The sequence below is a fragment of the Pseudomonas sp. S2_H01 genome (assembly GCF_054668305.1).
Map to the genome: position 1 here is coordinate 4,054,384 of NZ_CP162756.1, position 13,615 is coordinate 4,067,998.

15 protein-coding genes are annotated in these 13,615 nt (G+C 60.1%); 8 read left to right on the forward strand and 7 right to left on the reverse strand.

Annotated features, from left to right (window positions below; all coding sequences use genetic code 11):
• Window positions 1-91: 91 nt before the first annotated feature.
• Entirely contained in the window at window positions 92-217 is a 126-nt protein-coding gene (locus tag AB4N84_RS18195; protein WP_256601618.1) for a PA1414 family protein, read from the forward strand.
• A 6-nt stretch (window positions 218-223) separates the two neighbouring features.
• Here AB4N84_RS18195 and AB4N84_RS18200 read toward each other — a convergent pair whose 3' ends face one another.
• The 4 genes from AB4N84_RS18200 to speB all read right to left on the reverse strand — a co-directional run bounded on the left by AB4N84_RS18200 (window position 224) and on the right by speB (window position 3,466).
• On the reverse strand, window positions 224-373 hold the full coding sequence (locus AB4N84_RS18200) for a hypothetical protein (protein ID WP_460042513.1): 150 nt from the start codon (window positions 371-373) through the stop codon (window positions 224-226).
• On the reverse strand, window positions 370-660 hold the full coding sequence (locus AB4N84_RS18205; RefSeq protein ID WP_074752952.1) for a hypothetical protein: 291 nt from the start codon (window positions 658-660) through the stop codon (window positions 370-372). The genes AB4N84_RS18200 and AB4N84_RS18205 overlap by 4 nt, the downstream gene beginning before the upstream one ends.
• A gap of 264 nt (window positions 661-924) precedes the next feature.
• Complete coding sequence (locus tag AB4N84_RS18210; protein WP_460042515.1) at window positions 925-2,304, reverse strand: sodium:solute symporter family protein; 1,380 nt, start codon at window positions 2,302-2,304, stop codon at window positions 925-927.
• A 211-nt stretch (window positions 2,305-2,515) separates the two neighbouring features.
• Entirely contained in the window at window positions 2,516-3,466 is a 951-nt protein-coding gene (speB, locus tag AB4N84_RS18215; protein ID WP_074752950.1) for an agmatinase, read from the reverse strand.
• Between the two features lie 187 nt (window positions 3,467-3,653).
• On the opposite strand from speB, the gene AB4N84_RS18220 reads away from it, so the two are divergent.
• Entirely contained in the window at window positions 3,654-4,547 is an 894-nt protein-coding gene (locus tag AB4N84_RS18220; RefSeq protein ID WP_074752949.1) for a LysR family transcriptional regulator, read from the forward strand.
• Window positions 4,548-4,559: 12 nt separating this feature from the next.
• The gene (locus tag AB4N84_RS18225) at window positions 4,560-5,150 is read left to right on the forward strand and encodes a tRNA-uridine aminocarboxypropyltransferase (protein ID WP_460042517.1); all 591 of its coding nucleotides are present in this window, start codon (window positions 4,560-4,562) and stop codon (window positions 5,148-5,150) included.
• Between the two features lie 3 nt (window positions 5,151-5,153).
• Here the strand turns inward: AB4N84_RS18225 and AB4N84_RS18230 are convergent, their stop codons facing one another.
• The 3 genes from AB4N84_RS18230 to AB4N84_RS18240 all read right to left on the reverse strand — a co-directional run bounded on the left by AB4N84_RS18230 (window position 5,154) and on the right by AB4N84_RS18240 (window position 8,518).
• Complete coding sequence (locus tag AB4N84_RS18230; RefSeq protein ID WP_074752947.1) at window positions 5,154-5,378, reverse strand: DUF6316 family protein; 225 nt, start codon at window positions 5,376-5,378, stop codon at window positions 5,154-5,156.
• A 1,138-nt stretch (window positions 5,379-6,516) separates the two neighbouring features.
• Window positions 6,517-7,131 carry an NAD(P)H-dependent oxidoreductase gene (locus AB4N84_RS18235; RefSeq protein ID WP_460042519.1) on the reverse strand — a complete coding sequence of 205 codons (615 nt, stop codon included), beginning with the start codon at window positions 7,129-7,131 and terminating at the stop codon, window positions 6,517-6,519.
• Window positions 7,124-8,518, reverse strand: coding sequence for a class II fumarate hydratase (locus AB4N84_RS18240; RefSeq protein ID WP_460042521.1), 1,395 nt, complete (start codon window positions 8,516-8,518; stop codon window positions 7,124-7,126). The genes AB4N84_RS18235 and AB4N84_RS18240 overlap by 8 nt, the downstream gene beginning before the upstream one ends.
• A gap of 271 nt (window positions 8,519-8,789) precedes the next feature.
• Between AB4N84_RS18240 and AB4N84_RS18245 the strand changes: the two genes are divergently transcribed.
• From AB4N84_RS18245 to AB4N84_RS18265, 5 genes are all read left to right on the forward strand, one after another.
• A complete protein-coding gene (locus AB4N84_RS18245) occupies window positions 8,790-9,326 on the forward strand; it encodes a DUF2059 domain-containing protein (RefSeq protein WP_346832113.1) in 537 nt (178 codons plus the stop codon).
• A 13-nt stretch (window positions 9,327-9,339) separates the two neighbouring features.
• Entirely contained in the window at window positions 9,340-9,636 is a 297-nt protein-coding gene (locus AB4N84_RS18250) for a BolA family protein (protein ID WP_074752943.1), read from the forward strand.
• A 320-nt stretch (window positions 9,637-9,956) separates the two neighbouring features.
• Window positions 9,957-10,937: an oxygen-dependent tRNA uridine(34) hydroxylase TrhO gene (gene trhO / locus AB4N84_RS18255; RefSeq protein ID WP_074752942.1), complete on the forward strand. Its 981-nt coding sequence runs from the start codon at window positions 9,957-9,959 to the stop codon at window positions 10,935-10,937.
• Window positions 10,938-10,973: 36 nt separating this feature from the next.
• Entirely contained in the window at window positions 10,974-11,576 is a 603-nt protein-coding gene (locus AB4N84_RS18260; protein ID WP_167362064.1) for a DsbA family protein, read from the forward strand.
• Between the two features lie 10 nt (window positions 11,577-11,586).
• Complete coding sequence (locus tag AB4N84_RS18265) at window positions 11,587-13,401, forward strand: ABC transporter ATP-binding protein (RefSeq protein ID WP_460047057.1); 1,815 nt, start codon at window positions 11,587-11,589, stop codon at window positions 13,399-13,401.
• The last annotated feature ends 214 nt before the right edge of the window (window positions 13,402-13,615 follow it).

Below are 13,615 nucleotides of genomic sequence, written 5' to 3' on the forward strand. Positions count from 1 at the left end.
CGGTAGCAGGCGTAAAGTGCGACTTAGCACTATGATCTGCTTAGGCGGATCAGAAGTTGGCTGCCGGGTATTTCCCTGAAGGGGGCGTTATATGAACAGCAAATTGCAAGAATGGCTTCACGACGTGGGTGTCGCATTGGGTTTGATCGAGCGGCCAAAATTGCAGCCCATTCCTGTGCGCACCGATGATGACGAGCGCCGTCGTCCGCGCCGCTGATTTCGGTCAGATCTCAACGTAACTGACAGCGGTGCTATCGCCCGATAGCCCGCCAAGGCTTCCTGCCTGGGTCGCCAGACGCTTCGCCACGGATTGAGTCGGCGACGCTTCCTTGCACACCCCACTCACACCGGAATCGAACGCATCTGCGTTCAATTGGTTTTCCTGCCTTTCATCTGCGTCAGTATCAAGTCCACGAGGCCTTGCAACGTCAATTGGCTGTACGTCGAGTGCTCGGGAAGGTGGGAGATATCGGATTTGATCCGGTGGGGCAAAACGATGTTGAACTCGGTCTGCAGGCTGGTAAAGAACTCGATGAAATCTTCCTCGTCCAGCACGAGTTCGCTCAGCATTGCGTCGTCTTTCTCCTGAATCAGAGACTTGTCGACAAGGATTTTTCCGAGTGTATCGATAACGTGCTGTTTGACCTCGGTACGGTTCATGGCAATCCTCTGGTTTGACGTATTCGAAAATCACCCCGACTTCAAAAACAGAGGGTCGTTGCGCGACAGCTGACCGGTCATTTCTCCCTGAGAAAACGCACTGTTACGGCCTCCTGCCACCGTGCTGTCCTGATCAAGGCTAGTTCAACTTTCAGGGGGGAGATTGATCCGTTCATGGCGATTTTTTGTAACGGCGCATAAAAAAGGGTGCCCGAAGGCACCCTGATTTGTTTCAACCGCGTTACGCCTGCGGCGAGTGCGCGATCACGCTGTGCGGGTCAGCACGACAGGACGCGGCGACACCAGGCTGACCAGTACAAAACTCACCAGACCCACCGCCAGGCTGTAGTAGATCGGCGTGTTGGCGTCCAGGCCATCCTTGAACATGAACACCAGTGCGGTGATAAAGCCCAAGGTCATGCTGGTGATGGCGCCCGATGTGGTGGCGCGTTTCCAGTAGATCGCGCCGATCAACGGAATGAGCATGCCGCCGACCAGCAGGTTGTACGCCAGCGTCAGTGCGCTGATGACGTCATTGACCACCAGCGCGATCGCGAGCACGACCAAGCCGGTCAGGGCCGTGAACAGACGGTTGATGCCCAGGCTCGATTGTTTGCCGCCGCGTAGCTTCGGCAGCAGGTCTTCGGTCAGCGTCGTGGACGCCGCGAGCAGGCCCGCGCTGGCGGTGGACATCATGGCGGCGAGCGCGGCAGCGATGACCAGCCCGCGGATGCCGTCGGGCAGCGTTGCTTTGACGATCGCAGCGAAAGCCGTGTTGACGTTTGTCAGGTCAGGCAGCAGGACGTGTGCTGCCATGCCGATCAGTGCGCAGACCAGGCCGTAGACGATGCAGTAAACACCGGCGACGGAACCTGCGTATTTGGCGACTTTTTCGGTACGGGCAGTGAACACGCGCTGCCAGATGTCCTGACCGATCAGGATGCCGAAGAAGTAGATCAGGAAGTAGGTGATGATGGTGTCCCAGCCGATGGTGGTCCAGCTGAAGCTCGACGCTGGCAGCCTGGCGACCAGTTCGTCCCAACCGCCCACGCGGTACAGGCAGATCGGCAAAAGGATGAACATCAACCCGACGGTCTTGATCACGAACTGGACAATGTCGGTCAGGGTCAGTGACCACATGCCGCCGATGGTCGAGTACACGACCACCACGCCGCCGCCCAATACGACCGACAGCCAGAACGGGAGATCGAACAGCACCTGCATGACGGTGCCAATGGCGAGAATGGAGGTCACGCCGATCATCAGTGCATACGCGAGCATGATCACGGCGCTGGCCTGGCGGGCCATCGGGTTGTAACGCTTCTCGAGGATCTGGGTGACGGTGAAGATTCGCAGCTTGAGCAGCGGTTTGGCGAGGAACAGGTTCAGCGCGATGATCCCCAGGCCCAGTGCGGCGCAGAGCCAGAAACCGGAAATGCCATGCACGTAACCCAGGCGAACGGTGCCAACGGTGGAGGCGCCGCCCAAAACCGTGGCGGCCATGGTGCCCATATAGAGGCTGGGGCCGAGGTTACGACCGGCCACCAGGTAATCTTCATGGGTCTTGGCTTTGCGCATGCCATACCAACCCAACACCAGCATGCCGGCTGCGTAAATCAGCACGACAAAAATATCTAAAGCCATGAGGTGTCTCCGATCATTGTTTTTATAGTGAATCGCACTTCATCCGGCTGAGACGGCGCGGGCAGTCAGCGATGAAGGGGGGTTATCGTGTTGTGCAGCGATGTGCTTTTGTAGGAGCGCGCTTGCCCGCGATTGCCATTTGCCTGTGAAATTCTGGCACTGACACACTGCATTCGCGGGCAAGCGCGCTCCTACGGGTCCGGCGTGATTATCAGCGGTGTGTGACACCCGGCAGCACGCAGAGCATCTCGTAAAGCAGGTTGGCACCCAGCAGCGAGGTGTTGCCGGTGGTGTCGTACGGCGGCGAGACTTCTACCAGATCGCAACCGATCAGGTCGAGGCCCTGGCAGCCGCGGATGATTTCGATGGCCTGAATGGTGGTCAGCCCGCCAATTTCCGGCGTGCCGGTGCCTGGCGCCCACGCCGGGTCGATGCCGTCGATGTCGAAGCTCAGGTACACCGGGCCGCCACCGACTTTCTCGCGCACTTCGGCCATCAACGGTGCCAGCGATTTGTGCCAGCACTCTTCAGCCTGCACCACACGGAAGCCCTGTTTGCGGCTCCAGTTGAAGTCTTCAGCGGTGTAACCCTGGGCGCGCAGGCCGATCTGCACCACACGGTCGCAATCGAGCAGGCCTTCTTCCACCGCGCGGCGGAACGTGGTGCCGTGGGCAATCTTCTCGCCGAACATGTGGTCGTTGACGTCCGCGTGGGCGTCGATGTGCACCAGGCCGACCTTGCCGTGTTTCTTGTGAATGGCACGCAGGATCGGCAGGGTGATGGTGTGGTCGCCACCCAGCGTCAGCGGGATGATGCCGTGTTCGAGAAAGCCGTCGTACGCTTCTTCGATGATGCGAACGGCGTCCAGCAGATTGAAGGTGTTGATCGCCACGTCGCCAATGTCGGCAACGGAGAGGGAATCGAAAGGTGCAGCGCCCGTGGCCATGTTGTACGGACGGATCATCACCGATTCGGCGCGGATTTCGCGAGGTCCGAAACGGGTGCCTGCCCGCAGCGAGGTGCCGATGTCCAATGGCACGCCAATAAAGGCGGCATCAAGACCCTCGGCCGATTGCAAGTGCGGCAGACGCATCATGGTGGCGATGCCGGCGAAGCGCGGCATTTCGTTGCCGCCCAGTGGTTGGTGAAAAATCTTGTCCACGGGATTGCCTCATCGGTGGGTGATTAATAATTGTTAGACGCAGGGTGTGCGTTGCAGAAGCTGTGCCGATTCTGCGAACCGCGCGGGCTGCGAACAATCGCTGAGGCAAAATACTTAGTTCAGAGATTTCTGAAGTATCGGGTAAGCTGCGCGGATTGCTACAGCGACAACATGTCCCGGAAACATCATGGCCAGCGCATTACCCGATCTGAAACTGCTGCGTATCTTCGTCTGTGTGGTTCGCCACCAGGGTTTTGCCAGTGCGCAACAGGAACTCAATCTGTCGACATCGGCGATCAGCACCTACATGAGTCAGCTGGAGTCGGCGCTGGGCATCGTCTTGTGCCATCGTGGTCGGGGCGGTTTCAGCCTGACCAGCAAGGGCGAATTGTTCCACCAGGAGACCTTGCGTCTGCTGGGTGAACTTGAAGGCTTCGAGCTCTATGCGGCAGCGCTCAAGGGCGAGTTGCGCGGGACGTTGAATCTTGGGGTGCTGGACTCGACGGTCAGTGACCGGGCGCTGCCGTTTGCCGAGGTGATCGGCGCGTACAGCGAAGAGCACCCGGCCGTGCACTTGCACCTGTCGGTGATGAGCCCGTATGAATTGCAGCTCGGTGTGCTGGACAACCGCCTGGACCTGGCCATCGGTTCTTTTTCCACGCGCATGAACGGTCTGCTCTACCAGCCGCTGTACCGCGAACAGCACTGGCTGTATTGCAGCAGCCGTCACCCGCTGTTTGCCGAAAGACGCATCCCGGAGCCGGTGATCACCCAGCAGCGCATGGTTGGGCGCGGTTACTGGAGTCAGGCGGAACTGGCCCGGCACGGCTTCAAGCACAGTGCTGCCACGGTGGAGAGTATGGAGGCGCAACTGATTCTGGTGCTTTCCGGTGCGTACATCGGCTATCTGCCGGAGCATTACGCACAATCCTGGGTCGACTCCGGACATCTGCGAGTGCTGTTGCCCGCGACGTTCGGCTATCAGGCACCGTTCTCGATGATCCTGCGTCGGGGACGGAGTCGCGAGCCGCTGATTCAGACCTTCCGCGACCTGCTCAAAGCGCAGCTCAATCCGCTTTAGGAGGCCCTGTCCATGTCCCGTGCTCGCTGCCAGCGTTGCCTGCGTCCCGATAATCATTGCTTGTGCGCGCTGATCCCTGCCCTCGACAGTCGCACCCGCGTGCTGATCCTGCAGCATCCCAGCGAGGTCAATCACGCCTTGAACACCGCGCGCCTTGCGGTGCTGGGGTTGAACAATGCCGAGTTGGTGGTGGGCGAGGTGTTCGACGATCTGGCGACGTTGCTCGACGTGCCGGGTTACCAGGCCCGGTTGTTATTTCCGGGGGAGGGCGCCGAGGCGCTCAGTGCTCAGGCCGGTGAGGTCAAGCCTTTGTTGCTGGTGATTCCTGATGGCACCTGGCGCAAGGCGCGCAAGCTGCTGCACCTCAATCCACGGCTGGCCGCATTGCCTCGCGTTACGCTGGACAATCCACCGCCCTCGCGTTACCGGTTGCGCAAGGTCCCCGGCGCTGAGGCGTTGTCCACGCTGGAAGCGATTACCCATGCGCTGCACACGCTGGAGCCGGATCGGTCGTTCGAGGCGCTGTTAAGGCCGTTCGATGCGTTGATCGAAGGGCAGATTGCGGCGATGGGGGAGGAAACGTTTCGCCGCAATCATGCCTGATGGTCAGCCATTGAGGGAGGAGGAGGGGTGTTCAGCCTGTGAGGGTCGGGCGCCCTGCATACGTCGAATATAGGCTTCGGTTTCCCGCGCGGCGTCCTCTTTGCTGAAAAAAGGGCCTTCGAGGGTGTTTTCCCGGGTGCTGAAAAAATAGAGGCCGTTGACGCGGGAGACGCGGTCGCTGCGAAAGTGCACGGCGGTCTCGGGATCTTGCTCACGCTTGCTTAACATAGCCTTCTCCGCGCTGGGGAGGATGGTTGGAAAACGATTCAGGACGGCTAAACCTGTGTCCGGCTGTCCAATGATTTTTCCACAGCGTGATACGGAAAAATCGGCTGGCCGAATGACACTTTACTCCGAACTGCAGGCGTTGGATGCAGTGCGATGAGCGCGGTTCAATGAAATACGCGCTGATACTGTAGCCGCGGGCTTGCCGCGGATTGCGGTCGGACGAATGTGGTGGGTCAGTATGAAGGTGTCGGCTGATACACCGCTTTCGCTGCCCTCGTAACCTCGGACGTCTCCTACAGGTTTTGCGGCGTGATGAAGATTTTCGGCTTCACACCATCTGCGAGGCAGGACGCATTCAAACCTGTGGCCGGCTTGCTGGCGAATGCGGTGGGTCAGTATGAAGGTGTCGACTGATGCACCGCATTCGTCCGAATTGCGGCCCATACCCTCGTAACCTCGGACGTCTCCTACAGGTATTGCGGTGTGATGGGGATCTGCGGCTTTTACACCGTCTGTGGGAAATTCTATGGTTCTCAAACCAGTGGTGCCAGTCCTTTCTTACCGGTCGCAACGCCTGACGGGACGCTCCACATTCCGGATGACGCGGAGCGTCATTGAATGGGTTACCACGCGGAGCGTGGGAACAATCAACAGCGCAAAGCGCGCTGTGGCTTTTGATCTTCAAACCGCAGCAGCCCAGACACCACAAAACGCGACTTGGGTGCAGGCTGAACGCAGGTGGCGCGGAGTGGGCCGAGCGGCATGGATGCCGCGAGAGCGCTGCTAGGACATGGATGTCCGTTCAGCGCGGGCCCACGGAGCGTCGCCGGAGAGAAGGAACCCGACGAAGTCGGGCCCAACCAGGAGCATAGGACCCTTGGTTACTTGGGGTCTTTTCAAGTAACCCGCCGAAGGCGGAACAGTTTGGCCGTTAGGACAAACCAAACCCTCAGCGTCACCCCAAATAGTGGCGATACAGGCCATACAAGCCGGCTTGCTGGCGAATGCGGTGGGTCAGTATGAAGGTGTCGACTGATGCACCGCATTCGTCCGAATTGCGGCCCATACCCTCGTAACCTCGGACGTCTTACAGGTATTGCGGTGGCGTGAAGATTACTGGCTTTCACACAACGGGACGTCAGCGCTTACCCAGCGCCTCAGCCTGATGAATCCACTGCTGGCGCTGTTCCTCGGTCGATGTGCGTACTGGGGAAAACTCCGTCAACCGGGTGGTCTTGATCCCGCAGAACTCCAGAATCGCTTTCGTCATCTGCCGATGCGCCGGGGCTTTAAACACCCAGCGAAAGTAGCGTGAAGGCGTGTCCAGCGTCACCAGCATCTCAGCGGTACGGCCTTTGAGCAGCTCGTTCGACGGATGATGACGGCCGTGGGCCTTGAAGGCGAAACCGGGCATGAATACCCGGTCGAAGAATCCGCCAAGCAGGCTGGGCAGCCCGCCCCACCAGACCGGATACACGAACACCAGATGCTGGGCCCAGTGAATCTCTCGCTGGGCCTGCAACAGATCATGCTCCAAAGTCTGGCTTGATTCGTAGCCGCCGCGCAGCACCGGGTCGAAGTCCAGTTCTTCCAGCTTCAGCACCCGCACCACATGACCCTGACTCCGGGCGCCGTGGGCATACGCTTCGCCCAGCGCATGACCCAGGCTGATGGTCTTCGGCGTACCGATGACCATCAGGATGCGTTTGCCATACCCTTCCAGTGGGGTGGCGCCGCTGATCGGCTCAGCCATTGCTGCCAGCCTCGAGCATCTTCTCCGGACGGACCCACGCGTCGAACTCGGCGTCCGTGAGGAAACCCAGTTGCAGCGCGGCTTCGCGCAGGGTCAGCCCTTCGCTGTAGGCTTTCTTGGCGATTTGCGCGGATTTGTCGTAGCCGATGTGTGGGTTCAGCGCCGTGACCAGCATCAGGCCGCGTTCCAGGTGTTCAGCCATCTTCGCGGCATCAGGCTCCATGCCGGCGATGCAGTGCTCGTTGAAGTTGCGGCAGCCGTCGCCCAGCAAACGGATCGATTGCAGCAGGTTGTGAATGATCACCGGCTTGAACACGTTCAACTGCAGGTGACCCTGACTGGCCGCGAAGGTGATCGTGGTGTCGTTGCCCATGACCTGGCACGCCAGCATGGACAATGCTTCGCACTGCGTCGGATTGACCTTGCCCGGCATGATCGAGCTGCCAGGTTCGTTGGCGGGTAATTTGACTTCTGCCAGACCGGCGCGCGGGCCCGAACCCAGCAGGCGCAGGTCATTGGCAATTTTCATCAGCGTCACGGCCAGGGTTTTCAGCGCGCCGGACAATGCAGTCAAAGGCTCGTGACCTGCCAGCGCGGCGAATTTGTTGGGCGCTGTGACGAACGGCAGACCGGACAGGGCCGCCAGTTCAGCGGCCACCGCCTCTGCAAAACCATGCGGAGAGTTGAGACCGGTGCCGACGGCGGTGCCGCCCTGAGCCAGCTCGCAGACAGCGGGGAGGGTTGCGCGAATGCTCTTTTCGGCATAGTCGAGCTGCGCAACGTAGGCCGACAGCTCTTGGCCGAACGTGATGGGCGTCGCGTCCATCATGTGCGTGCGGCCGGTTTTCACCAGCTTCATATGGCGCGACGACTGCTCGGCGATCCCGGAAGAGAGTTCGGCGATGGCAGGCAGCAGTTGCTCTTTTACCGCTTGGGCCGCCGCGATGTGCATGGCGGTCGGGAAGCAGTCGTTGGAGCTCTGGGAGCGGTTGACGTGGTCGTTCGGATGGACCGGCGACTTGCCGCCGCGACCCTTGCCGGCCAGTTCGTTGGCCCGGCCGGCGATGACCTCGTTGACGTTCATGTTGCTCTGCGTGCCGCTGCCGGTCTGCCAGACCACGAGCGGGAACTGGTCGTCGAGCTTGCCACCGAGCACTTCGTCGGCAGACTGTTCGATCAGACGGGCAATATCGGCAGGCAGGTCGCCATTGCGGTCGTTGACGCGGGCCGCGGCCTTCTTGATCAGCGCCAGCGCGTGGAGCACCGGCAACGGCATACGCTCCTGGCCGATGGCGAAGTTGATCAGGGAACGTTGAGTTTGTGCCCCCCAGTAAGCGTCTTCGGGGACTTCGATCGGACCTATGCTGTCGGTTTCGGTACGGCTCACTGGACTCACTCCTTAAGATCGTTAGCGCAGTTTAGTACCCGTGAGGCGGGTTCGGTTCCCGTTAAAGGCCGCGCGGTCAAAACATGAGCCGCTAGTGTGCGACAAAACGCAGGACTTGGTCGTCTTATACCTTCGGGTTACCTTCGGGCAGGCCGGTGCCGTGCAGCGGGGAATCAACCGCTCGTAGCTCCGGGGGTTGAGCGCAAGGCGAAAACGGGCGCAGAATGCTCGGCCTTGGGGTTCAGCCTCGCCTGCTAGATAAGGAAACTCGATGACCCGTCTTCGCGCCATCTGTGCTGCGGTCGCTCTGGCATGCGCCAGCGGCCAGGTTCTCGCCGCCACCGCCAGCCATGAAGCCAGTGCTGTAGCGTTCCTCAAACTGGCCCATGCCGATCAGTTGGGTGCGCCGATTTACATGCAAGCGCAGCAAATGTTCGCCCAGCGTTTCGCCGAAACCAAAGCCCCTGATTCCAAGAAAGCGGTGTTGGAAAGCTATCAGGCCAAGGCCAACGCTGCGTTGGACAAAGCCATTGGCTGGGACAAGCTGCAGCCGGACATGGTCAAGCTGTACACCGATAACTTCACCGAATCCGAGCTGAAAGACCTGGTTGCTTTCTACCAGTCGCCGCTGGGCAAGAAAGTCCAGGCCAAGATGCCGCAGATCAGCCAGCAATCGTTCCAGATGACTCAGGAAAAACTGCAGCCTGCCGTGCCTGTGGTAACCGGTCTGCTGGAGTCCATGACCAAAGAACTGGTCCCTGCTGGCGCCAAAGGCACCGCACCGGCTGCCCCCGCCAAGAAGCCATAAGCGAAATCACGACATGAGCATGCAACAGCGAATCGAATCCGCGTTGGCGGTCTTTCAGCCCGAGTACCTTCAGGTGCTCAACGAAAGCCACATGCACAGTCGTGGCTCGGATACTCACTACAAGGCCGTGGTGGTCAGCGAACACTTCGCTGGCCTCAACGCCGTCAAGCGTCACCAGAAGGTCTACGGCTTGCTGGGCGGCTTGATGGGTGAGTTCCATGCGCTGGCGCTGCACACCTACACCCCGCAAGAATGGTCGAAGCTCGGCGCTGCGCCTGCTTCGCCGACCTGCGCCGGTGGGCATGACTGAGCGGGCACATAGCCCGGTTTCGGCCCGTTTTCGTGGATGAATGCGTTTCCCCTGTGGGAGCGAATTCATTCGCGAGACAGTGTTCCAGTCCATGCACCCTGTCGCCTGCTCTGTTTTTCGCGAATGAATTCGCTCCCACAGGTAAGGTTCACGCCTGACGCGCCTCTGTTGACCTGTATCAATCCCCCGCTGATCCACCTCCCTGTCTGCTCCCCTCCGATTTTTGCTAGAATCCGCGCCGCGCTGCCGGGTCGGCACGCTTTTACCTGAACTTTTCATCCGGTAGGCCCTTTGCGAGGGTCACCACCTGGAGACGCAACATGACCCAAACCGCCCCCATCGTCGTCGCGGCGCTGTACAAATTCGTCACCCTTTCGGACTACGTCGAACTGCGCGAGCCGCTGCTCAAGGCGATGGTCGACAACGGCATCAAAGGCACGCTGCTGATCGCCCAGGAAGGCATCAACGGCACCGTTTCCGGCAGCCGCGAAGGCATTGATGGCCTGATGGCCTGGTTGAAGAACGATCCGCGCATGGACGACATCGATCACAAAGAGTCGTATTGCGACGAGCAGCCGTTCTACCGCACCAAGGTCAAATTGAAGAAAGAAATCGTCACCCTGGGCGTTGACGGCGTGGATCCGAACAAAGCGGTCGGCACCTACGTCGAGCCGCAGGACTGGAACGCCCTGATCGCCGACCCGGAAGTGCTGCTGATCGACACCCGCAACGATTACGAAGTTTCCATCGGGACGTTCGAGGGTGCGATCGACCCGAAAACCACTACGTTCCGGGAGTTCCCCGAGTACATCAAAGCCAACTTCGATCCGGCCAAGCACAAGAAAGTCGCGATGTTCTGCACCGGCGGGATCCGCTGTGAAAAAGCCTCGAGCTACATGCTTGGCGAAGGCTTCGAAGAGGTGTATCACCTCAAGGGCGGCATCCTGAAATACCTGGAAGAAGTGCCGCAGGAAGAAAGCCAGTGGCGTGGCGACTGCTTCGTGTTCGACAACCGCGTGACCGTGCGTCATGACCTGACCGAAGGCGACTACGATCAATGTCATGCATGCCGCACGCCGATCAGTGCTGAAGATCGGGCCAGTGAGCACTATTCGCCGGGTGTCAGTTGCCCGCATTGTTGGGATACGCTGAGCGAGAAAACCCGCCGCAGCGCCATCGACCGGCAAAAGCAGATCGAACTGGCGAAGGCGCGTAATCAGCCGCACCCGATTGGCCGTAATTACCGCCTGCTGGATGGCGACGACGCACAGACCCACGAAAAACAGACCAACGAGGCCTGACCCATGCACGCCCGCCTGCTCTATGTAATGGACCCGATGTGTTCGTGGTGCTGGGGTTTTTCGCCCGTCGCGCAGGCCTTGGTGGAACAGGCGAAGGCGGCGGGCCTGCCGTTGCATCTGGTGGTGGGCGGTTTGCGCACCGGCAGCGGGGCGGCACTCGAGCCGAACACCCGCCGCTACATCCTTGAACACTGGCAAGCGGTGCACGACACCACCGGCCAGGCGTTTCAGTTCGAGGGCGCGTTGCCCGATGGCTTTGTTTATGACACCGAGCCCGCGTGCCGTGCCATCGTCGCTGCGCGCAGTCTGGCGCCGGACATCGCCTGGAAACTGGTCAAGGAAATCCAGCACGCGTTTTACCTTGAGGGGCGTGATGTCACCAAGGCGTCGGTACTGGCGGAATTGGCAGAAAAAGCCGGCTTGCCACGTATCGAGTTTGCCGATGCCTTCGACAGCGCGGAACAGCATGCCGCCACGGCGTCTGATTTCTCGTGGGTTCAGGACCTCGGCATCGCCGGCTTCCCCACCTTGCTGGCCGAGCGCAACGGCCAATTGGCCCTGCTGACCAACGGCTATCAACCTCTGGAAGCACTGGCGCCCATGCTCAGCCGTTGGCTGGAGCGCGCAGCCAGTGCGTGATGCCCACGAGATAGAAAGCGCCACTCACAAGGGCGACGCTGTCCAGGCCGATCGCCTTGATTGGCCGCAGATTCGCCGTCTCGCCCTTCGGCACAAAAAAGCGCTGTGGATCGCCAACGGAGTCGCCGTGTTGGCGGTGCTGTGTTCGGTGCCGATCCCGTTGCTGCTGCCGCTGCTGGTGGACGAGGTGTTGCTCGGCAAGGGCGACACCGCACTGGTTTTCATGAATCAGTTCCTGCCCGCCAGCCTCCATAAACCGGTGGGCTATATCGGCTTGATGCTGGTCACCACTCTGTGCCTGCGGCTCGGAGCGTTGCTGTTCAACGTGATTCAGGCGCGCCTGTTCGCCGGGCTGGCCAAAGACATCGTCTATCGCATCCGCGTTCGCTTGATCGAACGACTCAAGCGTATCTCGCTGGGCGAATACGAAAGTCTGGGCAGCGGGACCGTCACCGCGCACCTGGTCACCGATCTGGATACGGTGGACAAGTTCGTCGGCGAAACCCTCAGCAAATTCCTCGTCGCGATGCTGACGTTGACGGGCACCGCGGCGATTCTCGTCTGGATGCACTGGCAACTGGCGTTGTTGATCCTGCTCTTCAACCCGCTGGTGATTTACGCCACGGTCAAGCTGGGCAAGCGCGTCAAACACCTGAAAAAGCTGGAAAACGACAGCACGTCGCGCTTCACCCAGGCGCTGACCGAAACCCTGGACGCCATTCAGGAAATCCGTGCCGGCAACCGGCAGGGCCATTTCCTCGGCCGTCTGGGCTTACGGGCTAAGGAAGTGCGCGATTTTGCCGTCGCCTCGCAGTGGAAAAGCGATGCGTCGGGCCGTGCCAGTGGTTTGTTGTTCCAGTTCGGCATCGATATTTTTCGCGCCGCAGCGATGCTCACGGTGCTGTTTTCCGATCTGTCCATCGGCCACATGCTCGCCGTCTTCAGTTACCTGTGGTTCATGATCGGTCCCGTCGAGCAACTGCTGAACCTGCAGTACGCGTTCTATGCGGCGGGCGGTGCGCTGACGCGCATCAATGAACTGCTGGCGCGCGCCGACGAGCCTCAGTACCGAGGGCAGCTCAATCCGTTCGTGGGGCGTGAGACCGTCAGCATCGACGTGAGTGGCCTGTGCTTCGGCTATAACGAGGAGCTGGTGCTCGACCATCTGGACCTGTCGATCACGCCGGGTGAGAAAGTCGCGATCGTCGGCGCCAGCGGTGGCGGCAAGAGCACCCTGGTTCAATTGCTGCTGGGGCTCTACAGCCCCAAGTCCGGGACCATACGCTTCGGCGGCGCAAGCTTGCAGGACATCGGCCTTGAAACCGTTCGGGAACATGTGGCGGTCGTCCTGCAGCACCCTGCGCTGTTCAATGACACCGTCAGGGCCAATCTGTCGATGGGGCGCGAACGCAACGATGAGGCATGTTGGCAAGCGCTGGAAATCGCTCAGCTGGACGCGACCATTCGGGCCCTTCCGCAGGGGCTGGACAGTGTTGTCGGGCGATCCGGGGTACGTCTGTCGGGCGGCCAGCGTCAGCGCCTGGCGATTGCCCGGATGGTGCTCGCCGACCCCAAGGTGGTGATCCTCGACGAGGCGACCTCAGCGCTGGACGCCGCGACCGAGTACAACCTGCATCAAGCGTTGAATCGCTTTCTCAGTGGCCGGACGACGTTGATCATTGCGCATCGCCTGTCGGCCGTGAAGCAGGCAGACCGGGTTCTGGTGTTTGATGGCGGCAGCATCGCCGAGGATGGCGACCACCAGCAACTGATTGCTGACGGCGGGCTTTACGCACGTCTCTATGGTCACCTGCAACAGCTCTGATACATCTTGTCGGTTTTTCTCATAACGTGTCTCAAATGGCGTATCGCCAGTGGAACACGTCAATTCTTGGGCTATGCTTGACCCGTGTATTTAAGGAAAGTGTGAAAAGCGTCATATTTACGTCTTTGCTTTGCGGTGGTAACACCTGAAGTCGCGCGCAAGATGTGAGTATTACCCCGCTGCATCGTGGAAATTAGCCGAGTCCCTTGTCCGG

Bases quoted from the DNA above. Each gene is read 5' to 3' on its own strand.
- AB4N84_RS18195 (WP_256601618.1), top strand. From the start codon at position 92: ATGAACAGCAAATTGCAAGAATGGCTTCACGACGTGGGTGTCGCATTG.
- AB4N84_RS18205 (WP_074752952.1), bottom strand. From the start codon at position 660: ATGAACCGTACCGAGGTCAAACAGCACGTTATCGATACACTCGGAAAA.
- AB4N84_RS18210 (WP_460042515.1), bottom strand. From the start codon at position 2,304: ATGGCTTTAGATATTTTTGTCGTGCTGATTTACGCAGCCGGCATGCTG.
- AB4N84_RS18220 (WP_074752949.1), top strand. From the start codon at position 3,654: ATGGCCAGCGCATTACCCGATCTGAAACTGCTGCGTATCTTCGTCTGT.
- AB4N84_RS18225 (WP_460042517.1), top strand. From the start codon at position 4,560: ATGTCCCGTGCTCGCTGCCAGCGTTGCCTGCGTCCCGATAATCATTGC.
- AB4N84_RS18230 (WP_074752947.1), bottom strand. From the start codon at position 5,378: ATGTTAAGCAAGCGTGAGCAAGATCCCGAGACCGCCGTGCACTTTCGC.
- AB4N84_RS18235 (WP_460042519.1), bottom strand. From the start codon at position 7,131: ATGGCTGAGCCGATCAGCGGCGCCACCCCACTGGAAGGGTATGGCAAA.
- AB4N84_RS18245 (WP_346832113.1), top strand. From the start codon at position 8,790: ATGACCCGTCTTCGCGCCATCTGTGCTGCGGTCGCTCTGGCATGCGCC.
- AB4N84_RS18250 (WP_074752943.1), top strand. From the start codon at position 9,340: ATGAGCATGCAACAGCGAATCGAATCCGCGTTGGCGGTCTTTCAGCCC.
- trhO (WP_074752942.1), top strand. From the start codon at position 9,957: ATGACCCAAACCGCCCCCATCGTCGTCGCGGCGCTGTACAAATTCGTC.
- AB4N84_RS18260 (WP_167362064.1), top strand. From the start codon at position 10,974: ATGTGTTCGTGGTGCTGGGGTTTTTCGCCCGTCGCGCAGGCCTTGGTG.